The 22,489-nt window shown below is 44.5% G+C and carries 26 protein-coding genes; 5 read left to right on the top strand and 21 right to left on the bottom strand.

From position 1 onward, the window contains the following. Nucleotides 1-18: 18 nt before the first annotated feature. The 9 genes from lepB to ylxM all read right to left on the bottom strand — a co-directional run bounded on the left by lepB (nucleotide 19) and on the right by ylxM (nucleotide 5,157). A complete protein-coding gene (lepB, locus tag V6C11_RS06615) occupies nucleotides 19-576 on the bottom strand; it encodes a signal peptidase I (protein WP_333530339.1) in 558 nt (185 codons plus the stop codon). A 93-nt stretch (nucleotides 577-669) separates the two neighbouring features. Further along, nucleotides 670-1,017 carry a 50S ribosomal protein L19 gene (gene rplS / locus V6C11_RS06610; RefSeq protein ID WP_333530338.1) on the bottom strand — a complete coding sequence of 116 codons (348 nt, stop codon included), beginning with the start codon at nucleotides 1,015-1,017 and terminating at the stop codon, nucleotides 670-672. A gap of 113 nt (nucleotides 1,018-1,130) precedes the next feature. Next, the gene (gene trmD / locus V6C11_RS06605; RefSeq protein WP_333530337.1) at nucleotides 1,131-1,895 is read right to left on the bottom strand and encodes a tRNA (guanosine(37)-N1)-methyltransferase TrmD; all 765 of its coding nucleotides are present in this window, start codon (nucleotides 1,893-1,895) and stop codon (nucleotides 1,131-1,133) included. A 14-nt stretch (nucleotides 1,896-1,909) separates the two neighbouring features. Beyond that, the gene (rimM, locus tag V6C11_RS06600) at nucleotides 1,910-2,419 is read right to left on the bottom strand and encodes a ribosome maturation factor RimM (RefSeq protein WP_333530336.1); all 510 of its coding nucleotides are present in this window, start codon (nucleotides 2,417-2,419) and stop codon (nucleotides 1,910-1,912) included. A gap of 3 nt (nucleotides 2,420-2,422) precedes the next feature. Beyond that, nucleotides 2,423-2,836 (bottom strand): YlqD family protein, encoded by a 414-nt coding sequence (locus tag V6C11_RS06595; RefSeq protein ID WP_333530335.1) that lies wholly within the window; start codon nucleotides 2,834-2,836, stop codon nucleotides 2,423-2,425. 51 nt (nucleotides 2,837-2,887) lie between these two features. Then, complete coding sequence (locus tag V6C11_RS06590) at nucleotides 2,888-3,115, bottom strand: KH domain-containing protein (protein ID WP_011878377.1); 228 nt, start codon at nucleotides 3,113-3,115, stop codon at nucleotides 2,888-2,890. A gap of 24 nt (nucleotides 3,116-3,139) precedes the next feature. Continuing rightward, entirely contained in the window at nucleotides 3,140-3,409 is a 270-nt protein-coding gene (rpsP, locus tag V6C11_RS06585; protein ID WP_333530334.1) for a 30S ribosomal protein S16, read from the bottom strand. A gap of 35 nt (nucleotides 3,410-3,444) precedes the next feature. Then, nucleotides 3,445-4,785, bottom strand: coding sequence for a signal recognition particle protein (gene ffh / locus V6C11_RS06580; protein ID WP_333530333.1), 1,341 nt, complete (start codon nucleotides 4,783-4,785; stop codon nucleotides 3,445-3,447). An 18-nt stretch (nucleotides 4,786-4,803) separates the two neighbouring features. Continuing rightward, nucleotides 4,804-5,157: a YlxM family DNA-binding protein gene (gene ylxM / locus V6C11_RS06575; RefSeq protein ID WP_333530332.1), complete on the bottom strand. Its 354-nt coding sequence runs from the start codon at nucleotides 5,155-5,157 to the stop codon at nucleotides 4,804-4,806. 203 nt (nucleotides 5,158-5,360) lie between these two features. Between ylxM and V6C11_RS06570 the strand changes: the two genes are divergently transcribed. Beyond that, nucleotides 5,361-6,785, top strand: coding sequence for an aspartate aminotransferase family protein (locus tag V6C11_RS06570; RefSeq protein WP_333530331.1), 1,425 nt, complete (start codon nucleotides 5,361-5,363; stop codon nucleotides 6,783-6,785). Nucleotides 6,786-7,050: 265 nt separating this feature from the next. Continuing rightward, nucleotides 7,051-8,250: an AlbA family DNA-binding domain-containing protein gene (locus V6C11_RS06565; RefSeq protein WP_333530330.1), complete on the top strand. Its 1,200-nt coding sequence runs from the start codon at nucleotides 7,051-7,053 to the stop codon at nucleotides 8,248-8,250. 82 nt (nucleotides 8,251-8,332) lie between these two features. Here V6C11_RS06565 and V6C11_RS06560 read toward each other — a convergent pair whose 3' ends face one another. The 8 genes from V6C11_RS06560 to V6C11_RS06525 form a co-directional block, all read right to left on the bottom strand. Continuing rightward, nucleotides 8,333-9,634: an amidohydrolase gene (locus V6C11_RS06560; RefSeq protein ID WP_333530329.1), complete on the bottom strand. Its 1,302-nt coding sequence runs from the start codon at nucleotides 9,632-9,634 to the stop codon at nucleotides 8,333-8,335. A 42-nt stretch (nucleotides 9,635-9,676) separates the two neighbouring features. Next, nucleotides 9,677-10,336: a class II aldolase/adducin family protein gene (locus V6C11_RS06555; RefSeq protein WP_333530328.1), complete on the bottom strand. Its 660-nt coding sequence runs from the start codon at nucleotides 10,334-10,336 to the stop codon at nucleotides 9,677-9,679. Nucleotides 10,337-10,348: 12 nt separating this feature from the next. After that, nucleotides 10,349-11,605, bottom strand: a complete 1,257-nt coding sequence (locus V6C11_RS06550) for an adenosylhomocysteinase (RefSeq protein ID WP_333530327.1) — start codon at nucleotides 11,603-11,605, stop codon at nucleotides 10,349-10,351. 1 nt (nucleotide 11,606) lies between these two features. Continuing rightward, nucleotides 11,607-12,650 (bottom strand): S-methyl-5-thioribose-1-phosphate isomerase, encoded by a 1,044-nt coding sequence (mtnA, locus tag V6C11_RS06545; protein WP_333530326.1) that lies wholly within the window; start codon nucleotides 12,648-12,650, stop codon nucleotides 11,607-11,609. 5 nt (nucleotides 12,651-12,655) lie between these two features. Next, on the bottom strand, nucleotides 12,656-13,447 hold the full coding sequence (gene mtnP / locus V6C11_RS06540) for an S-methyl-5'-thioadenosine phosphorylase (protein ID WP_333530325.1): 792 nt from the start codon (nucleotides 13,445-13,447) through the stop codon (nucleotides 12,656-12,658). 315 nt (nucleotides 13,448-13,762) lie between these two features. Further along, nucleotides 13,763-14,863, bottom strand: coding sequence for a hypothetical protein (locus V6C11_RS06535; protein ID WP_333530324.1), 1,101 nt, complete (start codon nucleotides 14,861-14,863; stop codon nucleotides 13,763-13,765). Nucleotides 14,864-14,971: 108 nt separating this feature from the next. After that, entirely contained in the window at nucleotides 14,972-16,360 is a 1,389-nt protein-coding gene (locus V6C11_RS06530) for a sensor histidine kinase (RefSeq protein ID WP_333530323.1), read from the bottom strand. Next, nucleotides 16,361-17,041, bottom strand: a complete 681-nt coding sequence (locus V6C11_RS06525; RefSeq protein WP_333530322.1) for a response regulator transcription factor — start codon at nucleotides 17,039-17,041, stop codon at nucleotides 16,361-16,363. A gap of 218 nt (nucleotides 17,042-17,259) precedes the next feature. On the opposite strand from V6C11_RS06525, the gene V6C11_RS06520 reads away from it, so the two are divergent. Genes V6C11_RS06520 through V6C11_RS06510 form a run of 3 tightly spaced genes read left to right on the top strand, consistent with a single transcriptional unit; the run spans nucleotide 17,260 to nucleotide 19,905 of the window. Further along, entirely contained in the window at nucleotides 17,260-17,718 is a 459-nt protein-coding gene (locus V6C11_RS06520) for a helix-turn-helix transcriptional regulator (protein ID WP_333530321.1), read from the top strand. A gap of 2 nt (nucleotides 17,719-17,720) precedes the next feature. Next, nucleotides 17,721-18,992: a coproporphyrinogen-III oxidase family protein gene (locus V6C11_RS06515; RefSeq protein ID WP_333530320.1), complete on the top strand. Its 1,272-nt coding sequence runs from the start codon at nucleotides 17,721-17,723 to the stop codon at nucleotides 18,990-18,992. A gap of 10 nt (nucleotides 18,993-19,002) precedes the next feature. Beyond that, nucleotides 19,003-19,905, top strand: a complete 903-nt coding sequence (locus tag V6C11_RS06510) for a radical SAM protein (RefSeq protein WP_333530319.1) — start codon at nucleotides 19,003-19,005, stop codon at nucleotides 19,903-19,905. 136 nt (nucleotides 19,906-20,041) lie between these two features. Here V6C11_RS06510 and V6C11_RS06505 read toward each other — a convergent pair whose 3' ends face one another. The 4 genes from V6C11_RS06505 to thiM all read right to left on the bottom strand — a co-directional run bounded on the left by V6C11_RS06505 (nucleotide 20,042) and on the right by thiM (nucleotide 22,468). After that, the gene (locus V6C11_RS06505; protein WP_333530318.1) at nucleotides 20,042-20,242 is read right to left on the bottom strand and encodes a DUF1540 domain-containing protein; all 201 of its coding nucleotides are present in this window, start codon (nucleotides 20,240-20,242) and stop codon (nucleotides 20,042-20,044) included. Between the two features lie 136 nt (nucleotides 20,243-20,378). Beyond that, entirely contained in the window at nucleotides 20,379-21,029 is a 651-nt protein-coding gene (locus V6C11_RS06500) for an HAD family hydrolase (protein WP_333530317.1), read from the bottom strand. Nucleotides 21,030-21,039: 10 nt separating this feature from the next. Then, nucleotides 21,040-21,663 carry a thiamine phosphate synthase gene (gene thiE / locus V6C11_RS06495; protein ID WP_333530316.1) on the bottom strand — a complete coding sequence of 208 codons (624 nt, stop codon included), beginning with the start codon at nucleotides 21,661-21,663 and terminating at the stop codon, nucleotides 21,040-21,042. Beyond that, entirely contained in the window at nucleotides 21,653-22,468 is an 816-nt protein-coding gene (gene thiM, locus V6C11_RS06490; protein WP_333530315.1) for a hydroxyethylthiazole kinase, read from the bottom strand. Before thiM ends, thiE begins: the two co-directional genes overlap by 11 nt. Between the last annotated feature and the right edge of the window lie 21 nt (nucleotides 22,469-22,489).

Raw genomic sequence — 22,489 nt, 5'->3', positions numbered from 1 at the left:
AAGCTTAAAGTTTGAAACTTATTTAGCTAAACTAATCCGATTCATGGGCCAGTAAATAACTTCAGCCTTACCAACAATTAATTCTTTATCCAAGAAACCCCAAACCCTACTGTCATCACTGTTATTCCGATTATCACCCATCATAAAGTAGTGGCCTTCAGGAACCTTTTCGGGTCCATAATCCTGAAATCCAAGCCCCTTGGGTAAGTAGTTTTCTGGCACAGGCTGATTATTTATATATAAAACACTGTTTTTTATTTCGATTGTTTCGCCTTCTTTAGCGATTAGCCTTTTTACAAAGTTCCTGCTGGGGTCCAGGGGAAATTTAAAGACAATGATATCGCCCCGCTGAGGCTCTTTTAAATGATAGGTGACTTTGCTTACAATGATCCGATCACCGATCATTAGATTAGGCTCCATGGAACCAGAAGGAATGTAAAAGGGTTCTAGTATAAAAAGACGTATCACAGCAGCTAATAAAACCGCTATGACAATAGACTCAAACATCTCACGAAGGGCCGATTTTTGGGGTTTGGTTGCATTTTGTTCTTCTTTCTGAGGATCCAACTGCTTCATGGTCATAACCTCCCCAAAAGCTTAGAAAACTTGTCTGACACCTTACTTTAAAGGGCATGCCAAAAAGGGGACTGGTTTTCAGTCCCCTTTAGTTTAGCGAGTGTTAAGCTCCTTAATACGGGCTTTCTTCCCACGCAGGGCACGTAAGTAGTACAGTTTGGCCCTACGCACTTTACCGCGACGAAGCACTTGAATGCTGTCAATTTTTGGGGAGTGCAAAGGGATAGTTCTCTCTACACCAACGCCGTAGGATACACGACGAACGGTAAAGGTTTCACTCAAACCACCGCCACGACGACGAATACACACACCTTCAAAGGCCTGAATACGTTCGCGGTTTCCTTCTTTAACCTTGTAGTTAACCTTCAGGGTATCACCAGGTCTGAAAGACGGAATTTCTTTTTTGAGCTGCTCTTGTTCTAAAGATTGAATGAGGTTCATTTGCTTGACCCCCTTCCTCGCCTAGACGTTCTTACCTTCCCAAAGGCAGCGGACCGCCCGTAATTAACCAACATGAAAAATTATATCATATCCTGCCTTAGTGGGCAAGATTTCTATTTATTCTTTTCCAGTTTTAAGGCTTGCAAAAGCTGCTGCAGTTCAAGCAAAACCTTTTTATCTTCCTTGGTTAGTTCTACTTCCTGCAGCAGTTCGGGTCGTCGTTCCAGGGTCCTTAGGAGAGACTGTCGTCTTCTCCATTTACGAATATTCTCATGGTGACCGGACAATAGAATCTCTGGCACTTCATAGCCCCTGTAGACCCTGGGCTTGGTATAGTGGGGGTGCTCCAGTAAGCCATGGTAAAAGGAGTCTTCCTCGGCACTGGCCGTCTCACCCAATACCCCCGGAATCATTCTGGCTAGGGTATCCACAACCACCATAGCTGGTAATTCACCGCCGGTTAGTACATAATCACCGATGGATATTTCGTCGGTTACCAATGCTTCCCGTACCCTTTCATCGATACCCTCATAGTGCCCACAGACAATAACTAAGTTTTCTTCCTTCGCCAGTTCCTTGGCATACGCCTGGCTAAAGGGCTCCCCCTGGGGACACATCATAACCACCCGGCCCACTTGTCCGCCATTCTTTTCCTTTAAAAAATCAAAGCATTCAAATAAGGGCTCCGGTCCCATGACCATGCCGGCACCACCGCCACAGGGTGTATCATCCACTGTATGATGTTTATTGCGCGAAAAATCTCGTATATTGATGGTATTAATCTGAAGAAGTTTTTTTTCCTGCGCCCGTTTAAGAATACTGTGATTAAAGGGGCTCTGAAACATCTCAGGAAAAAGTGTAAGAATATCAATTCTCATGGAACTCACCTTATTTATATTAGTCCATCCGGTAAAACAACTTCCATTTTACCACTATTCATGTCAATGCTCTTAACCACAGACTTGATGGCCGGAATTAATATTTCTTTGCCTTGGTCATTTTTTACCACATACACATCATTGGCTCTGGTTTGTAATACCTGAGTTATATTCCCTAATTCCTGATTACTCTGGTCATATACCCTCATTCCGATAATTTGAAAGATGTAATAATTGCCTTCCGGTAAGGGAATCAATTCCTCGGGGGTAATTTGCAGCAAACCACCCTTGAGTTTTTCAGCTTCTGTCATATCCGAGATTTCCACAAATTTGATAATAATGAATTGTTTATGCTCCCAGGCTCTTTCGATGGTGTAATCCTTTCTCTGATCCCGGAGCAATACAGACACTTTAGAATTTTTCACAAAGCGCTCAGGAAAATCGGTAGTGGGAATAACCCTCACTTCCCCCTTGACACCCTGAGTATTAACAATTTCTCCAACTTTAATATAATCTTGGGACATGGCCTATTCCTCCGGACTTAGAACTCGTATTTCCGCAACTTTACCATCTTGAAGTACAATTTCTGCATTCATTAATTGGTTCCAATCATCTCCCACGCGAACCTGAACAAAACTTTCTACCTTCCCCTGCAGCACTTCCATACCATTTTCTAATTTACCAACTTCTTTTATTTTATCCAAAAGCTTTAGCCTGGTATCCTTTCGCTTTTGCCTTTCCTGCTCTAGCTGAGTCAAAGGAATTTCCACCGCACCGGGGTTTTTCTTTGCTATTTCATTTAATTTCCGGGACTGAAGCTCCAATTGCTGTAATTCTAATTCTAGCTTTACTACCGTTTGTTGAAGTTCCAAAACCAAAGTCCTTTTATACTGGTCTGTGATGCGAACCTTTACCATAACAGGGCGAGTAATGGTTAACAATGAATTGACCCCCTATATGCGAGCAAAGGAGGCTTTGATAAGCCCCCTTTGTTAAACAATCTCAACTACTACTTTTTTACGCTGCTTGGTTGCCGCAGCCTTTACCACCGAACGAATGGCCCGGGCAATGCGTCCTTGTTTACCAATGACCTTCCCCATATCCTCAGGGGCTACCCGTAACTCAATAACCACAGATCTTTCCTTTTCCACCATGGTTACCTCTACCTTGTCCGGCTGATCTACCAGGGCTTTGGCAAGAATTTCTACAAGTTCTTTCACAGTTCTGGACCTCCCCTGGAAACCTTAGGCCTCATTGGACTTGGCCCGACCTGGGATAATACCGGCTTTAACGAACAGTGACTTAGCAGTATCAGAAAGCTGAGCGCCTTTCTTAAGCCAATCTTGGGCTTTTGCTTCGTCGATTTTTACGTCAGCGGGTTTCTTGACGGGATCGTAATACCCAATCTCCTCGATAAAACGGCCATCCCGTGGAGAACGGGAGTCAGCAACCACTATACGGTAAAAGGGGTTTTTCTTAGCCCCCATACGTTTTAGACGAATTTTAACAGCCATCTTGTATTTCACCTCCTTAAATAGGTTTCAATTATTTATTGTAAGAAAGGTAATTTCATTTTTCCCTTCTTGCCACCTTTAGTCATGTTGGATAATTGCTTCATCATTTTTCTGGTTTGTTCAAATTGCTTTAATAATTGGTTGATATCCTGTACCCTGGTGCCACTGCCCCGGGCAATCCGTTTTTTACGGCTGCCATCGATCTTTTCAGGATGTTGACGTTCCCAGGCGGTCATGGAGTAGATAATTGCCTCCACCTGAGCAAGTTCCTTACCATCCAATTGCTGGTCCTTAAGCTGCTTGGTTAATTTGCCCATCCCAGGAATCATACCTAAAACCTGTTCCAATGGTCCAAGCTTTTTAACCTGCTGCATCTGCTCTAAAAAATCCTCCAGGTTGAAATCTGCCTGACGAATCTTTTTATTTAATTTAGCGGCTTGTTCCGCATCAAAATTTGCCTGGGCCTTTTCAATGAGAGTTAATACATCTCCCATCCCCAGAATACGGTCGGCCATACGGTCTGGATGAAAAGGCTCTAAGGCATCTAATTTTTCTCCCATACCAGCAAATTTAATGGGGGTACCTGTTACTTTGCGAACTGAAAGTGCAGCCCCGCCCCTGGCATCACCGTCCAGCTTGGTCATGATGATGCCGTCTAAACCAAGTTTTTCGTTAAAACTGCCAGCTACATTGACGGCTTCCTGCCCGGTCATGGCATCCACAACCAGCATGATTTCATGGGGCTTTACCGAGGATTTAATATTGGCCAGCTCATCCATTAATTCCTCATTAATGTGCAGACGCCCGGCTGTATCGATAATGACTAAATCCCTGCCTGTACTGTTGGCCTGTTCCACCGCAGATTGAGCTATTTTAACAGGATTTTCTTGGCCCATGGAGAATACAGGAATATTTAACTGATCTCCCAATACCTGAAGCTGTTTAATCGCCGCAGGGCGGTAAATATCCCCGGCAACCAGCAGTGGACGACGTCCCTGCTTGCTTAAAAGTTTTGCCAATTTACCCGCTGTAGTGGTTTTACCAGCACCTTGTAAGCCCACCAACATAATAATGGTAGGTGCCTTGGGAGATATATTAATTTTAGCCTGGGTACCACCCAGGAGTTCCGTTAATTCATCTTTAACGATCTTAATAACCTGTTGGGCCGGACTAAGACTATCCAAAACATCCTGACCAATGGCTCTTTCCTTTACCTGGGCAACAAATTCTTTGACAACCTTAAAGTTAACATCTGCCTCCAGAAGAGCCATCCTTACTTCACGCATGGCCTGGTTTACATCATCTTCGGTAAGGCGCCCTTTACCCTTTAACGATTTGAAGATTTCATCCAGACGTTCACCTAAACCTTTAAACACTCAGACGCCTCCTTTACATTAAAGCTCTTGACGGTTATTTAGTATTTCTTGTAATATGCTTTTAGATTTATGCAACCCTTTAATATCCTGACCGGATTCAAATCGATTAATTAAATTTATTGCTTCTGCCAAGGACTGGTCCTCTTGACTGAATTTTTTAACCAGGCTAAGTTTTTCTTCATAATTGGTCAAAGTTTGCTCGGCCCTTTTTAACGTATCGTGAACAGCCTGCCTTGTTACATCAAATTGCTCGGCAATTTCTCCCAGGGATAAATCATCACCATAGTACAATTCAATGAAGTTCTGCTGTCTTTCTGTTAATAAACTACCATAAAAATCATAGAGTAGATTTATCTTATGAAACTTCTTCAAAGCTTAGTCCCCCTTTCACCAAGTGAGTATAAAGGACTTTTACTTTACAGGTATATTTTACTGAAGTGAACCAGCCCTGTCAAGGGAAAAGATTTGACTGCCCCAGTAATTATATAAAGTTGGTATTTGTTAGAGTGGAAAACATAGTTTATTATTAACTAATGGCTAACAACGAATGACGATTAAAGGAGGAGGTGTTCGTCTTGTCCCATCACCACTGCTCCGGTGGTTGTACTACGCAAATTAGCCTTGAAGAAGCCTTAACCATGGGCCGGGATAAGGTTAAAGAATTGCACACCCACTATTTAAATGCCAGCCTGGTGACCCTGTTAAGCCTGATTAACTTTGATACCCCCTTTGTCTCAGCCCAGGGTGTATCCGTATTTGATGAACAAGGTCGGGAGTACTTGGATTTTTTAGGTGCCTATGGTGCCTTAAATCTGGGACATAATCATCCTGAGATTTTAGCGGCCTTGCAACAGGTTCAAACCAGACCAAATTTACTTCAATCCTCTATTAGTGCCGTTTCAGCCGCGCTGGCCCATAATTTATCCCACCTGGCACCTGGCAGCCTACAGCGTAGCTTTTTCTGCAATAGTGGCGCTGAAGCAGTAGAAGGTGCTTTAAAATTAGCTAGAATCGCCACCGGCCGAACTAAGTTTATCTATTGTCATAATTCCTTTCATGGCAAAAGCTTTGGTGCCTTATCGGTAACTGGCAGAGAAAAATACCAGATTCCTTTCCGACCCCTTCTTTCCCCTGCGGAAGGAGTTCCCTTTGGTGATTTAGAGGCATTGCAGGCTAAATTAAAACAGGAGGATGTTGCTGCCTTTATTGTGGAACCAATTCAGGGTGAAGGAGGCATCATTGAACCACCTAAGGGTTATTTAGCCAGTGCTAAGAAGCTGTGCAGCCGCTATGGGTCCCTTTTCATTGCCGATGAAGTTCAAACAGGTATTGGCCGCACTGGCACCTTTTTCGCCTGCACAGCAGAGGATGTGGAACCAGACATTCTATGCTTGGCCAAGTCCCTTGGCGGTGGTGTAATGCCCATGGGTGCCTATTTAACCACAGATAAGATTTGGCGCCAGGCTTACGGAACGATGGAAAAAGCCCTGCTCCATACCTCTACCTTTGGGGGTAATACAGTCGCTTGTGCTGCGGCACTGAAAACGATTGAATTAATTCTCAACCAAAACCTGTGCCAGGAAACCAAGGAAAAGGGGTCATATCTGATTAGCCAATTAAACAACCTCAAGAAAAAATACCCCTTGTTAAAGGATGTTCGCGGTAGAGGTTTAATGGTTGGTTTGGAATTTCAACAACCAGAAAAAAACGCCGGCAAATTCTCACTGAAATTTACCATGAACGTTGTTAATAAATTAGCCCAAGAATATATGGGCAGCCTAGTGGCCGGGGAATTATTTAATAAACACAGGATTATCACTGCCTACACCCTAAACAATCCCAATGTCATTCGTATAGAACCACCTTTAGTCGTAACCTATGAGCAGCTTGATCGTCTGCTTGCTGCCTTAGAAAGTGTTTTAGCAAACCACACAGGCTTTTTAAGCATGGTCGGATCTGGCACCAAAAGTATCATTAGCAGAATGAGCAAAATTAAATAACCGCCAACCTAGCAACGACGTATTTAGCCATCAGCTTTTATGCATGTCTTGTTTTTAAGTCTTGAAACAAAGCATTTGTCATCCTGAGCGATAGCGAAGAATCTTAAACACTTGATTTTCAATGGTACAAGGATCTACCGCTCAGGATAATCAAGACTTATGATATCAACCAACTAATGCCCGTAATAATAGGCACAAAAACGCCCAAGGCATAAAAGGCTGACGTCTGTTTTTTGCCACAAACAGTACAAAAAGTGGTAACCTATTGTCAAAAGGCCAACTGGAGGTACTTATGATTAACCCCTTTGGTAAACCCATTGAACAGTTGGAAGAACAAGACCTCAATAAGTTAATCGAGGCAGAAACTTCCGAGGGACTTTATGTTGAGTATAAAGAAGATTTTCCCACACATCTAGCCAAAATTGTTGCCAGCTTTGCCAATACCTTTGGTGGTTGGATCATTATTGGTGCCGATGCACGTAATCCAAGGAACGTTCCAACCTCTTTTCCCGGTATTGAAATAAACAATGATCCTAAGGATCGCTTTAGAAATATCTGCCGGGATACAATTATGCCAGTTCCTTTATTTGAATCGAAGCTAATACTTAAATCCTCTAATCCTAACAGAGGTATTTTAGTTGTGCGCATTCCAGAGAGTACCTACCCACCCCACATTATCCGGGATGGTCGGATCTATCGTAGAAATATGGAAGGCTCCGACCCGGTGCGGGAAACAGACCGTCATATACTGGATCGCTTGTTTGAAAAGAGCCGACTCAACAAAACCGAAGTTAAAGCATTTATCAACCGTAAACTGCAAAAAAGCAGTGGGCAAGAGGTGTTATTTAAAGTCATGTGCTGCCCTGTCCCTCTTAATTTAAAACTTATCGAACCCTTTTTTGTACCGGAACGGATATCTCGTTTTAAAAAGATGGCCCGCAATATTTGGAAGGGCACCCTGCCCAAGAATATTCGTTTTGAACCGGAGGGCTTTGCCTTTGAGGGAGAACAACAACGTTTAGAAATTCTGCGTTCGGGTGTAGTCTTTTATTACACCCCGATACCGACTCAGGTAAAAAGCATTGACCGGGAATCAGAACCAAGACAGCTAGAGTTTTTAAATTATCAGGCTCTACAGATTGCCCTGCTCAGAACAATTAAATTAACCAGGGAGGTTTACCGCTTTAGCGGCTATATGGGGTTATTTGTCATCAAGGTGGCCATGGAAAATATTGATGGCAAAGGTTTAGACGACCCCAAATTTTTAAGTTTTTATAAAACCTTCCCCGACCCTCGCTGTAATTATACGGATGTCATTTTACCCTACGGCTTCAATCCCAGGGAGGCACGAACCATGGAAAATCCACGCCAGGTGGCCGATCGCCTGTTGGGATATATCTACCGCTGCTTCGGCTTTGAGGCACTGGATACCCATTCCCTTACCCGGTCAGGGTTGGCTCGATAGCTTTGTTTAGGATGTCTAACAGCTAATAGCAAAAAAGGAAGTGAGTGGGTTCTCACTTCCATCCTGTTTGGGGCTGGTCATTCTATTTTCCAGCTAAACGTGCTGCCCTTTCCCTAACTTCGTACATCACCCTATCTTCGTCAATGGTCAAAACAACCATATCCAGCATAACAACTTTACCATCTATTACAACGGTTCTGACATCCGATGCGTTTGCAGCATAGGCAATATTTGCCACAAGATTATGCTGTGGACACATGTGGGGTTCCTGAGTGTCTAATAATATTACGTCGCCCCTCATACCTTCCTTGATTAGACCAACCCGATCTCCCAGGCCCATACACAAGGCACCGTCAATGGTAGCCATTTGAAGAGCCCGATAGGCTGGTATTACTTCTGGATTCATGGTGCTGACCTTTTGCAGATAGGAACCAGCCCTTAATTCCTCCAGCATATCTAGGTTGTTATTACTGGCCGTACCGTCTGTACCAATCCCCACTGTTGCACCCAATTCAAGCAACCTGGCCACAGGTGCTATGCCACTGGCCAGTTTCATATTGCTCTGAGGATTATAAGCTATTCCCATGGCCTTTTGGGCTAAAATACCCATTTCCTCATCATCCAAATGAACACAATGGGCAGCCAGCACGGGAAATTTAAATAGCCCTAGGTGGTCCAGGTGTTTTACCGGTGTCCTACCATACTGCTTTTTAATGTCTGCTACCTCTGTTAAAGTTTCAGCTACATGGATGTTAATACCCAGCTTATACTTGGCAGCTAAATTCATCACTTTTTCCAAATAATCCGGCGGACAGGTATAAGGGGCATGGGGACCCAGCATGACCGTAATGCGGCCGTCTGCTTTACCGTTCCAATTCCTGGCTAACTCCTCTGCATCAAGTAAGGCTTTACCGGCAGTGGGTGTAACACCAATCATGCCGCGAGATAACATGGCTCTCATGCCTGTTTCCTCCACTGCTCTGGCCACATGATGCATACTATCGTACATGTCGCCAAAACAGGTGGTACCGGACTTTATCATTTCCAGACAAGCCAACATGGCCCCCCAGTAAATATCTTCACCGGTCATTTTTGCCTCAAAGGGCCATATCTTTTCCGACAGCCAAGTCATCAAAGGAAGATCATCGGCATAGCCTCTCAGTAAGGTCATGGAAGCGTGGGTATGACAATTAATAAAACCAGGCATCGCTACCTGCCCATCGGCTTCAATAATCTCGTCCATATCAAAGGAGCCGGATGCTGAGCCAGGTAAACCCACGTGGGTGATCCAGCCATCCTCAATTAATATTTCTCCGGTCTCAATAATGGCATCTGGACCTTCCATTGTTAGAATTGTCGCCCCGCGGATAAGTAGTCTACTCACAATTCATCTCTCCTAAAACCGCTCCCCTTAGAGGGGTGCTATCTATTTTTGAGGCTGACCATAAGAGCTACGATACATCCTGCTCAGCATCGATACATCATGTTCAGGTAAAATCACAGGTTTTCCCAGGGCCCTAGCCCAGGCATAGACCCTTGCACACTTTTCAACCACCTGACAGACTGTAAAAGCCTCTTCAACCCTTCGACCAACACCCACCAGGCCATGATTGGCCATCAACACGGCATAGCGGTTTTCTAAGGCTGCGACCACGTGTTGAGCCAATTCAGTTGTTCCCGGCAAAGCATAGTCAGCCACCTGCACAGGACCGCCAACTAACATAGCGGCATCCTCCACCACTGGTTCAATGGGTTCCCTTAAAACACTAAAGGCTGTTGCCACTTCACTGTGGGTATGTACTATCCCCGCTACATCTTCTCTATTTCGGTAAATTGCCAGGTGCAAGGGTGCCTCACTGGATGGCTTGCGGCTTCCCTCGATTACTTGCCCAGTGAGATCCAGCAGCACCATATCAGAGGGTTGCATATTAGCATAGTCCATGCCGCTGGGAGTGATCACCACTAAATCTTCTCCCCCAATGCGGCAGGAGATATTGCCCCAGGTACCGGCAACCAGCCCAGACTCCAACATTTTTTTGCCCAGCCTCGCCACTGTCTGTTTTACTTGCTCAATATCCTTCTTCATCTATCTTCCCGCCTAGGTTGCATGATTCCATTCATTAATATAAGCCTCTTGTTCCGGGGTAAGCATATCAATGGTTACGCCCAGAGATTTTAGTTTTAGATTTGCCACCCGATCATCAATTTCTTTAGGAACAACATATACTTCATTGGACAAATCCTTGGCTTTTTCTAAAACATAGCGGGCACTTAGGGCTTGCAGGGCAAAGGACATATCCATGATCTCTGCTGGGTGTCCATCACCAGCAGCCAGGTTTACCAGACGCCCTTCTGCTAATAGATATATTTTGCGACCATCCGCCATGGTAAACTCTTCAATATCTTTCCTGACAATGCGGCGTGAGGTTGCCAGAGAGATTAAATCGTGTTTATTAACCTCAACATCAAAATGGCCAGCATTACAAAGAATAGCCCCATCTTTCATCAGTTGATAGTGTTTGGCCGTAAAGATATCCTTGCAGCCAGTGACGGTAATAAAAATATCCCCCAGTTTAGCAGCTTCCATACTGTTCATGGGGTGAAAACCATCCATATAAGCCTCAATGGCCTTGACGGGATCTACCTCGGTTACGATGACCTTAGCCCCCATACCTTTGGCCCGCATGGCAATACCCTTGCCACACCAACCATAGCCTGCCACCACCACTGTTTTGCCAGCAATAATAAGGTTTGTGGTCCTCATAATACCAGACCAGACAGACTCCCCGGTGCCATATCGATTGTCAAAAAGATACTTGCAATAAGCATCATTTACCGCAATCATGGGGAATTTTAATTGGCCCTGCTTAGCCAGTGAACGCAGGCGCAATACTCCGGTGGTTGTTTCTTCACAACCGCCAATAATCCGGGCAGCAGCCTCTGTTCTCTTGGTATGAAGCAGTTGAACAACGTCACCACCATCATCAATAACAATGTCCGGCTGGTCATCAATTAAATGCAGCAGATGATCAAAGTATTCCTCTTCCGTGGCATTGTACCAGGAATACACGTTAATTCCAGCCACTGCCAGGGCAGCAGCAACATCATCCTGGGTGGATAAAGGGTTGGAACCGGCAATGGATACCTTGGCTCCACCGGCCTTTAATACCTCGGCCAAATAGGCAGTCTTGGCCTCCAGGTGAATACATACAGCCACCCGATAGCCCTTAAAGGGTTGCTCCCTTTCAAATTGGGAGCGAATTTCATTTAATACCGGCATATGTTGACTAACCCAGTCAATCTTTAACCTTCCCGAAGGAGCTAGGTTAATATCTCTTACGATGTATTCTGGCATACTAAACCTCCTGCCTTTTACATATTTTAGCTAGGTTCTCTTGGTAGGGCGGCAAAATAACACCCTTCTCGGTAATGATCGCTTGCACCAATGGGTTTGGTGTGACATCAAAGGCAGGATTCCATACCTGTACCCCATCCGGGGCCATGGGCTGCCCGCCATGATGGGTAACTTCTTTGGCATCCCTTTCCTCAATGGGAATTTCTTCACCTGAAGCAAGACTCATATCAATGGTTGACAAGGGTGCCGCCACATAAAAGGGTATCTTATGATGATTGGCCAAAACCGCCACACCGTAGGTTCCAATCTTGTTGGCCACGTCTCCATTGGCAGTAATCCTGTCAGCCCCCACCACCACACAGTCAATCATTTTTTTCGACATCAAATAGCCGGCCATATTATCCGTAATAAGGGTAACCGGAATACCTTCCTGTACCATTTCCCAGGAAGTTAGTCTGGCACCTTGCAATAATGGTCTGGTTTCATCAGCATAAACACTGACCTTTTTACCCTTTTCATGGGCAGCTCGGATTACCCCCAGGGCCGTGCCATAGCCGGCCGTTGCTAAAGCACCGGCGTTGCAATGGGTAAGTACCCTGGCTTCTTCGGGCAATAACTCCTGGCCATATGCTCCCATCCTTCGATTGCTTTCCACGTCCTCATTATAGATGGCATGGGCTTCTTCCAACATGATTTTTTTTAGTTCCAAAGTGTCCTGCTCTGGGGCAGTATTTAGCCTCATTAACATCCTATCCAGGGCCCAACGAAGATTTACCGCTGTTGGTCTGGTGGCACCTAGTTCCCCGGCAATGGCTTCCAGCTTTTCTAAAAATGTCTTTCGATCATTCGCTTCAACCTGTTGGGCACCAACCACTAACCCATAGGCCGCCGCAGCCCCAATGGCCGGTGCCCCGCGAACGGATAAACATTTAATGGCCTCTCCCACCGTACGATAATCATTGCATGTAATATACTCCATGGTGCCGGGTAATTTAGTCTGATCCAGTAACTTTAGTTGGTTATTCTGCCAAATAATTGCGTTCATGCAAATCACTCCTTCGTCAGCTTTTCCAATGCCTCCTGGCACAGACAACCCCTTTCGGCATCGATTAAGCTGATTGCTTTCATGGCAAGTTTTCTGAGGTTTCCAGCGTTTTCAGCCATTACATCCAATACTTCTTGATGGGTTAACTTAGTTGGCGAGATCCCTGCGGCATAGTTTGTTACCATCGAAATATTGGCGTAACACATTTCCTTCTCCCGAGCCAAAACAACCTCGGGCACACTGGTCATCCCCACCAGGTCGCCACCTAGAAGTTTAAACATATTTATTTCTGCAGGAGTTTCAAAGCGGGGTCCTTCAGAGGTAACATAGGTCCCATACTGGTGATACGTTAAGCTTAACTCTTCTGCTGCAGCTGATAATACCTTACGTAATTCCGGGCAGTAGGGATCTGTCATATCAATATGAACAACGCCTTGCTTGCCGCCCTCAAAAAAGGTGTTTTGACGCACTTTGGTAAAATCCAGGAACTGATCTGAAAAGACAAAATGGCCCGGTGCCATATTCCGGTTTAAAGAACCCACTGCTGCTGTGGCAAAAATACTCTTAACACCCAGTTCCTTAAGGGCAGCAATGTTAGCCCGATAGTTTACCAAATGTGGAGGTACAGAATGACCTGCTCCATGTCTATTTAAAAAAGCAACGGATTTACCTTGATAGTCCCCTACTTTCAGACCAACTTCCCCGTAGGGGGTGACTACTTTCTCATTTCTAATATTATCTAAAATATTAGGATCGTAAACCCCCGTTCCACCAATTATCGCAATCCGAACGCTCATAATGACTCTCCTTTCACTATATTCTTAATGATTAGAATGGTATATACAAACTTGAAATATTCTCCTTCCTGGATATGCTTTCCTCCAATTCTAATTGATTTTTCAAGTATGGTCAACAAATCGGCCGTCAGCCTTTGGCTAGGGGGTACTTCGTTAGGGCCGGCTATTGGCTCTTAGCCCTTCGATAAGGCCATGGGACTTGGGCTTTAAAGACCACTATGATTTTCATCTTCTGCTGGTGCCGCTGGCGGCATGAGGAACGATAACACAAGTAGAGGGGTTTTAAGCATGACCCCTCTACCTGTGGATACTATCTTATTTTAACTTGATACGGTACGTATTAAAATTATAGTCTCCCTTCCCTTCGGCTTCTTTGGCAACGCCGGTAAAGATAATCTCCTCAGCATTGATCCAAAATAAATTGTAAATCATCCCTATCTCTGAAACTAACTGTTTTTTATCTCCGTTTTTAGGGTTGATAACCCAAATATTACTCCCGTCGCCGAAAAGCAGATACCGACTATCCGGGGACCAAGCCATCTGTGCAAGGCTGTCCTTTACACTGGTCTCAGTCAAAGTGCTGCCTACTTTCAAATTACTATCAATGGCATTTACTTTCATTTTCCATTGGCTATGATCTCCATCATTCACCAGATAAGCTAAACTGCGCTTATCGGGTGATACCTCGAAGTTGGCGCCCGCGACCAATTCCTTGGGCTTGTTGGTGCTGGCTGTCACATCCTGGGCCATGACCTTTAAAGTGTTATTAGCACGATCTACAGCTACATAGAACAATGTATGATTATCAAGAAACTGGGGGCATATGGCGATGCCATCGGGCTGCTGGAAGCTCTGCTTTTCATTGCCCTGGGCATCATACAATACAATCCGACCCTTATTAATCAAGAAATAAGACACTGCAAAGGTCTGGCCATCGGGAGACCAGGAAATGGAGTTGAAGTTTGCTATTTCATCGGACTTGTGGATTAGTTTTTTCGGTGCGTCAGGTTTATTCTCCATCACGTAGGTTTGAAAAAACGTCTTCTCGTTTTCCACAAAGGCAATATTCTTGCCATCGGGTGAGTACCGCGCACTACCTTGGTGGATTTCCGAATGGCTAAGCTTTTTTACTGACCCATCGGCCAGATTCATTGTGTGCAAGAGGGTGGCCGGGGCCATTTTATCACTCGCTGGCTGTCCCATGTCCCAGGAGAACAACAGTGTCTGGCCATCGGGTGAAATATCATGGGCGTGTCCACCATGCAATTTGTCGATGCTTACTACCGATAGCTCTTGTTTAGGGGGCTTTGGTATAACCTTTATCCCATTGTCCTCCTTCTTTTCTTTTTGACCGCTGCAGCCAATTAATCCGACCACTAGGAACAGTGCCATTGTCAAAACAAATAACCTCTTCATATTTTCCTCCTTGTATCTGCTATTTTTGCGGAAGCGCTTTCCTTTCTATGCCATTGTAGCAAGAGGTTATTTCAACGGAACTACAATCATGTTTCAATGTTGTATCGTTCAAAATCGTGGCAATGTCACTGTAACTTTTGTGCCGCCGCCCTGGCGATTAGCCAATTGTATTTTGCCATGATGAGCGGTGATAATTTCTTGGGTAATCGCCAAGCCCAAACCGGTCCCCCCCACTGCCTTTGCGTTGGCTGCCCGGTAAAAACGTTCAAATACTTTATTCAGTTCCTGCGGCGGTATTCCCCTTCCTCGATCCGCTACCGTAACATAAGCACGGTTGCCATCGGCAACAACACCTACTTCCACCTTACCACCGGGAGGCGAATACTTAAGAGCATTATCCAGAAGGTTAAGTATACCCTGCAACAGTTTTTCCCGATCCCCCGACACCGTTACGTCTGGTTCAACTTTTTCCTGGAAGTAAATTTTATACTTAGCTGCCCGAGACTGCAGCTTGTCTAGGGTTTCTTTTACCATTTCGGATACATTTACTCGCTCAAAAAGGAAATCTTCTCGTCCTTCATCTATCCGAGATAACAGTAACAGCTCATTAACCAAGCGGGTAAGCCGGCTTGATTCATTATTCAAATGATCAACTGCCTTTTCCAAGTCCGGCCGGCCCTTCACTTCATCAATTAAATATTCTGAGTAACCCTTAATGGCTGTCAGTGGTGTGCGCAATTCATGGGATACGTTGGCCACAAACTGACGCTGCCGTTGCAGGTAATCCTGCAGTTGGTTGCCCATATCACTGAAACTGCGGCTTAACTGTCCCAACTCATCACTGCGTTCTAAACGTATGGGGGTAAAATCTCGCCCGGCAAAGCGGTTGGTGGCTTCTAGCAACTGCTGAATGGGTTTTACTACTTTGCGAGCAATGGAAATGCTAAGCAGGGTAATCAGCAAGGCAAAGCCAACTGCCCCAGCAGAGAGGATAGTTCTTGCAGAAGCAAGCACCTGGTTCAGAAAATCTAAAGGATAAACAAACTCCAACACACCAATTACTTGTCCCTGCAGTTCAATCGGGGAGGCAAAATAAGCCCTGTTATTTCGGATATGGTAGGCATAGTTTCCTTGTAAGGCCGGGGCGATATTCTGTACATCTGGTGTTCCAAGCATAATCTCCTCTTGCGTTACCCCGTCTACCGAAGCAGTAATCATCTGTAACTGTCGGTCATATATGCGTACCTGCCGTTTACCGGCACTGAGGTTCTTTGCCGCCTGCCCGGCAATTTCATGCAAGCCCGAAGGTCCTAACTTCTCCAACAGGAGAGTCTGCGTAATATATACGGTAGCTGAATCGCTCTGCTCAATTAATTGTTTTTCTACCACCGCCATGCCATAGTACTCGATTCCCTTCAGTATAGCTACACCCACCAAGGCTAGGCAAAACAAGGTAGCAACTAGATAGTAAAGCGTTAACCGGGTAGCGAATTTCACCTAAACACCCCCGAAGCGGTAACCAAACCCATAAACCGTAACAATATATCGCGGTTGACTGCTGTCATCTTCAATCTTTTTGCGCAGTCGCGTGATATGAATGTCCACCGCCCGACTGTCGCCGCTGTAATCATAGCCCCAGGCCAGAGACATTAAATCATCTCGGCTAAAGGTTCTGCGGCGATGGGTGGCCAGTACCTCCAGCAATTGAAACTCCCTGGGGGTTAAAGAGATTAATTCACCGCTTTTATAAACGGTTTTGTTGGCCAGGTTGATCTCTAAGCTTTCATAGGTAATACTTGTCCCGGAGTCCACCTGTTTGTTCAATCTACGGAGCAGTGCCTTAATCCGGGCTAACAGTTCCCTGGCATCAAAGGGTTTGGTGATGTAGTCATCGGCTCCAAACTCTAAACCCAATACCTTGTCCACCACTTCGTGCTTGGCAGTTAGCATGATGATGGGAATCTGATATTGATCGGTTATTTTTTTACATACCTCATGGCCACTCATGTCCGGCAGCATTAAATCCAATATAATCAGGTCCGGCTTGTGGGAACGAACCAGATCCAGAGCAGCTTGCCCATCCGGGGCCACTGTTACCTGGTAGCCCTCACGCGTGAGCACCATCTGCACTAGATCCCGAATGGCTGGTTCATCATCGACAACCAGTATTTTTTTCATTAACTCACCTCTTCTGGTTCACTAATTAAATAAAAATGCCCTACCGATGAGCGGTCGAATACTTAATGCTACCTCCGTTTTGAGAATATTTCTCCTCGTTTCTTATCTTATCCTTTATTCTTTGCAGGTTACATTTTATGATTCCATTTAAAACCCCATTTACATATGTTAATAAAAAGTGTAAAATTACACTAAAATTGAAAATGAGGGTGGTGCTTTTGAATAGAATCGAATTTATTACAATTATTGATAACAAACTTAGGCTGATCCGCAATGAGAAAGACTTCACCCAGGATAAAATGGCCGAAATTATCGGTGTATCAAAAAAGACTTTGGTCCAAATAGAAAAGGGCCGGTCTAGTTTAGGTTGGACTGGTGCGGTGGCAGTGGCTGTATTATTTAAAGATAGTGACATTATCCAAATGGCCTTAGGGGGAAACCCCCACGATTTGGTACTTTCCCTTGCTTTTAATAGCTATGAAGATAATTATGAACCTACTCTGGGCGGTAAAATTTGGTGGAAGCATACCGAGCAAAGAGGTAATTATATCGTTCAGCAAAACATCATCAGCCAACATTATCGAATTTTGGACCAGCAAGACAGACGAGTCTGTTCCTCCTTTGATCTTGCGTACATCCAAAAAAGATTAACAGAATTATGTGAAAGGGAGGGGTAAGATTGATTACCGACTTGTTTCGAAGAATCATCGGAAAGAAAGATAAATTTTTATTCAAAGGCTATCAAGAAAAGATGGTTGATTTTAACACCATCGATCATGAAACGGGCATCTATATTCATATCCCCTTCTGCCAAACCCTTTGTCCTTACTGTCCTTATAATAAGGTACTCTATGATCGGAACAAGGCTCTGGCCTACAAAGAGGCCCTACTCCAAGAACTAATGCTCTATCAAGCGTACATCAGCAATAAAAACATCACCTCCGTCTATATTGGAGGTGGTACGCCAAGCCTTTTGTTATCTGAACTCCGAGAAATTCTTGCATTCATCCGGGATAACTATCATTTTCAAGGGGATATTGGTATAGAGATTCACCCGCAGGATGCCAGTGAGGCATTATTTAGGGAACTCGAAAGGCTGGGAATTAATTTAATCAGCTTGGGTGTTCAAACTTTTAACGATCAAATACTTAAACAGTTGGGGAGAAACTATCGTTCCCACGACATTGACCAGATGCTATCCATGGTTAACCATTTCCATTTTAAATGTGTAGATGTTGATATGATGACAAATCTACCAGGGCAAACCATGGAGGATATTACATACGACTTGCAAAGGGTTTACTCTTATAAAATAGACCAACTTTCCATCTATCCTCTCATCATTTTCCCCCTAACTAACCTGGGCAAACAAATAAAGCAAAAAGGCTTACGCCGGTTTACTGAAATTCAGGAAGGTAAAATACTCAACCTCATCGATACCATCTCGCAAGAGCATGGTTATGAAAGGAGTTCTGTCTGGACTTACTGTAAAGATCAGCATAACCGATATACCTCGGTAACCAGAGAAAGTTTTATCGGTTTGGGGGCTGGGGCTACCTCTCTGTTCGGAGACTATTTTTATCTCAATACCTTCCATGTAGATGAATATATCCGGGCTCTCCAGCAAAAAAGAATGCCCATTAACTTGGTTAATACCATGAACAAGAGAGAAAAAATGATCTTCTGGATCTTTTGGCGCTGCTACGACGGGGTTATCGATACCCAGCGGTTCCATCAGCTATTTGACGAAAATATCGAAAAGGAATTCAGACTTCTTTTGGGCCTGCTCAAATTATTTAGATTATGCAACAAACAAGGTTCTAACTATTTACTAACTGATTGGGGACGGTTTGCCTACCATTATGTAGAAAAACAGTACTCCCTTCATTATTTAAACCACTTATGGGCGGAGTCCATGCAACAACCCTGGATTGAGGAAATAAAGCTATGAGGACAGCCAAATGAAAACCAGACACTTTCTATCCCTTGCTCTCTTTGGGCTTCGTACCATTTTGTTGAAACGGCAGCAGCCGATCTTGGGAACGATCATCTTAACAGACTCCTGCAATTTACATTGCAAGCACTGTGCCGTTAACAACCTTACCGGCCAAATGCTTTCCTATCAAGCAGCGAGGAAAGAAATGATAAATTTTTATCAAGAGGGCCTTCGGATTCTCTTTTTCTGCGGCGGTGAAACGCTTCTTTGGCAGGAGGCGGGAAAAACCGTCCGGGATTTAATTAGGGAAGCAAAGGAAATGGGTTTCTACCTGGTCAATATTGTTACCAACGGGACCATCGACTTAAATATCCCCGAAGCGGATGTTATTTTTCTAAGCCTGGATGGAACACAGCAAGCTCATAATTCGATTCGGGGGGATACCTATGATCTGATTCTGCAGAATTTGCAAAAAACAAATCATTGCAATATCTGCATCTACATGGCCATTAACAAATTAAATTATCACGACATTGAAAACCTATGTAAACTAGCCAAAGAACATCCCAAAATAAATTCTATATCCTTTAACTTTCACACGCCCTATCAAGGTACCGAATTTCTAAGTTTAAGCCATGCAGAAAAACAAATCGCGGTTACTGCCATAAAAAGCATGCTGAAAGATAAGATGCCCATTTTCAATTTACCCAGTGCTCTTGATGCTTATTTAAAAAATGAATGGTCAAGGCCCTGCTACCAGTGTATCGTATCTGAAAACAAGCAAAGATACCTCTGTGGCAGATGTGTGGAAATAGCCGGCCTCTGCCGTGAGTGTGGCTATCTATTTGCAGTAGAATTTTCTCTGCTCTGTAAAGGCAAGATAAGAACCATCTTGGAGATGTTAAAAACATATCTCAAATTTGTTTAGCTCTGGTGCAGCTAAAGCTATTTTATTTTTCTGCATATATTTTACCGTTTATTTCTTAAAATAAATTAAGAAACCGCCTAAAACCTTTTGTTTTAGACGGTTTGCTTGACTATGTTTTCACATAGCCCCCTTTTATTTAGCCATTCGTATTTTTGAAAGTTTGGCAACAGGTATCGTCAACACTGTTGGCAGGTGTGTGGGAAAGACTTTGTAGGTCGGCGTTCGGTTTAATGCCGCCGCCCTGACCGTCATTTTGTACAATAATCTGTTGTGCTGAGCATATGTTTCCTTCTGAGTGATATTTGCAGTTAGAAACAGTGCATGCTACATCTGGCATAGATAATCCCTCCTTTATTATTTCAAGGATAGGATTCTCTCATTATTAATAAATTATTCCTCGTCCTTTGATTTTAATGATGATCGCATCCGGCTCACTTGCCTGTAACCTTTAGGTTGTACCCTTTAAGGGCTTTCTAAACAGGTATCGGAGCAAATTGAAAGTCATAAAGAACTCCATCTGCTGTCTTTAAAATACTCTCCCAATATGCTGCGGAAGATTTGTCATAGACACCATAGACTTTCATTCCCGCTTGCCTTGCACTGCAAACAGCGGGAAAAATATCTTCAAATACAATACAATTTTCAGGCGCAACTTTCATCCTTTCAGCCGCGTAGAGAAAAATATCCGGAAATTCCTTTCCTCGTGCTACCTCCTCGGTTGAACACAGGACATCAAAAAGATCAAGTATTCCGTTGTTTCGCAAAGCAGGGATATAAAGAACCGGAGGAAGACCTGTGGCTACAGCAAGCTTGGTGCCGCGTGCCTTTAACTTACTCAAATACTCTCCTGCATACTGCTTCATTCGTACAGTATGACTATACTTGGATAGGGCCATGTCATTCCATTCGTTAATGATCGCAGCTGGTTCCTCTGAAAGCCCGAACAACTTTATGGTATATTCAGCCGCCTCCTGAAAACTAAGGGCACAAATTTCATTGATATAATCATCCGGAACGGACAACTCTCGTTTTGCTAAAAATTCAACATCAATATCTTCCCAAACACCCATGGAATCAAGGAGAGTACCGTCAAGGTCAAATATAGCCGCTTGAAAATCAATCATTCCTTTTCTCCTATGAGGACAGATTTTTTAGCTCTCTTGCCGCAGCTTTTATGTCCTGTGCCGAAAGAATAGCGGAAACCACAGCCAAGCCATTTATTCCTGTACCAATAAATTTTGGTATGGTCGCTTTATTGATACCGCCAATCACAACAATTGGAATAGATACATCGCTGCGTATCTGTCCAAGCTCAGCCAGCGATACCAGGTGTGCATCTGTTTTTGTCTCTGTTGCAAACATGGCCCCCACGCCGAGATAATCTGCACCGTCAGCCTGTGCCTGTTTCGCTTCCTGCAACGTGGCAGCAGATACACCAAGAATCTTATTCGGTCCGATGATTCGTCGGACTGTTGCTGCGGGAAGGTCGTTCTGTCCAACATGTACACCTGCGGCATCAACAGCAAGGGCAATATCCACTCGGTCATTGATGATAAGTGGAATATTGTAGCGATCGGTTATGCCCTTTACCTTTTGGGCGATCTTAAAAAAGTTAAGGGAAGCTACGGTCTTTTCCCTGAGTTGTACCAATGTGCAGCCGCCCAGGATGGCACTTTCCACTGCTTCCGCCAACGAAGGAGCGTTCATTCGTTCGCGGTCGGTTACTAAATAGAGGGAATAGTCCACATTATGCTTCATGGTATTTCATCTTTTCTTCCAATATATTTGCGTCCATCTTGCTGACGGCATCCAGAATTCCGATATGGAAACTGCCGTTTCCAACCTGACCAGCCTTCTCATAAGCCAGTTCACCTGCAATACCCATGCAAAGCAATGCCGCAACGGTTCCTTCGAAGGCCTGATTCGGCATCGCTCCGCAAAACGAGCCAATCAAGGATGAACACATGCAGCCTGTTCCCGTCACACCGGAAAGGGCGGGATGTCCATTGTGAATATGCATGGTCCTCTCTCCATCGGAAACCGTATCCACCGCACCTGTAATTGCCACTACACAGCCCAGTCTTTGCGCCAAATTCCGGGCAATTTCCGCAGTATCTCCGCCATCCTGTTCAGAGGCATCCACTCCTTTTGTATTGGCCGAAAGCCCTGCAATAAAGCGAACCTCCGAAAGATTGCCGCGCACCACGGCAACTTTTACTTCGTTAAGAATGCGCGCGGCAGCTTCGTTGCGCAGCTTAGATGCGCCAGCTCCTACGGGATCAAATACCACAGGGATGCCATTTTGGTTGGCACTCTTTCCGGCAATCAGCATTGCCTCTATCGTTCGGCTATTGAGCGTTCCGATATTGAGTACCACGGCGGAAGCAATGGCGGCCATATCACCTGCTTCTTCAACGGCGTCAGCCATGATGGGCGATGCACCAATGGACAGCGTAATATTGGCACAGTCATTTACTGTAACATAATTGGTAATATGATGGACAAGTGGCCTTTGACTGCGCACAAGAGTAAGCAGTTGGGCCATTTCCCTTGTATTTGTCATGTTTATTTCCTCCTATAATTA

This window comes from Desulfotomaculum sp. 1211_IL3151 (assembly GCF_036763075.1).
Classification (GTDB): domain Bacteria; phylum Bacillota; class Desulfotomaculia; order Desulfotomaculales; family Desulfotomaculaceae; genus Desulfotomaculum.
Note: the sequence above shows the minus strand (reverse complement) of the source record. Positions and strands in the feature narration are given on the sequence as shown.

Bases quoted from the DNA above. Each gene is read 5' to 3' on its own strand.
- lepB (WP_333530339.1), bottom strand. From the start codon at position 576: ATGAAGCAGTTGGATCCTCAGAAAGAAGAACAAAATGCAACCAAACCC.
- rplS (WP_333530338.1), bottom strand. From the start codon at position 1,017: ATGAACCTCATTCAATCTTTAGAACAAGAGCAGCTCAAAAAAGAAATT.
- trmD (WP_333530337.1), bottom strand. From the start codon at position 1,895: ATGAGAATTGATATTCTTACACTTTTTCCTGAGATGTTTCAGAGCCCC.
- rimM (WP_333530336.1), bottom strand. From the start codon at position 2,419: ATGTCCCAAGATTATATTAAAGTTGGAGAAATTGTTAATACTCAGGGT.
- rpsP (WP_333530334.1), bottom strand. From the start codon at position 3,409: ATGGCTGTTAAAATTCGTCTAAAACGTATGGGGGCTAAGAAAAACCCC.
- V6C11_RS06555 (WP_333530328.1), bottom strand. From the start codon at position 10,336: ATGAAGAAGGATATTGAGCAAGTAAAACAGACAGTGGCGAGGCTGGGC.
- V6C11_RS06550 (WP_333530327.1), bottom strand. From the start codon at position 11,605: ATGCCAGAATACATCGTAAGAGATATTAACCTAGCTCCTTCGGGAAGG.
- mtnA (WP_333530326.1), bottom strand. From the start codon at position 12,650: ATGAACGCAATTATTTGGCAGAATAACCAACTAAAGTTACTGGATCAG.
- mtnP (WP_333530325.1), bottom strand. From the start codon at position 13,447: ATGAGCGTTCGGATTGCGATAATTGGTGGAACGGGGGTTTACGATCCT.
- V6C11_RS06535 (WP_333530324.1), bottom strand. From the start codon at position 14,863: ATGAAGAGGTTATTTGTTTTGACAATGGCACTGTTCCTAGTGGTCGGA.
- V6C11_RS06525 (WP_333530322.1), bottom strand. From the start codon at position 17,041: ATGAAAAAAATACTGGTTGTCGATGATGAACCAGCCATTCGGGATCTA.
- V6C11_RS06510 (WP_333530319.1), top strand. From the start codon at position 19,003: ATGAAAACCAGACACTTTCTATCCCTTGCTCTCTTTGGGCTTCGTACC.
- V6C11_RS06505 (WP_333530318.1), bottom strand. From the start codon at position 20,242: ATGCCAGATGTAGCATGCACTGTTTCTAACTGCAAATATCACTCAGAA.
- V6C11_RS06500 (WP_333530317.1), bottom strand. From the start codon at position 21,029: ATGATTGATTTTCAAGCGGCTATATTTGACCTTGACGGTACTCTCCTT.
- thiE (WP_333530316.1), bottom strand. From the start codon at position 21,663: ATGAAGCATAATGTGGACTATTCCCTCTATTTAGTAACCGACCGCGAA.
- thiM (WP_333530315.1), bottom strand. From the start codon at position 22,468: ATGACAAATACAAGGGAAATGGCCCAACTGCTTACTCTTGTGCGCAGT.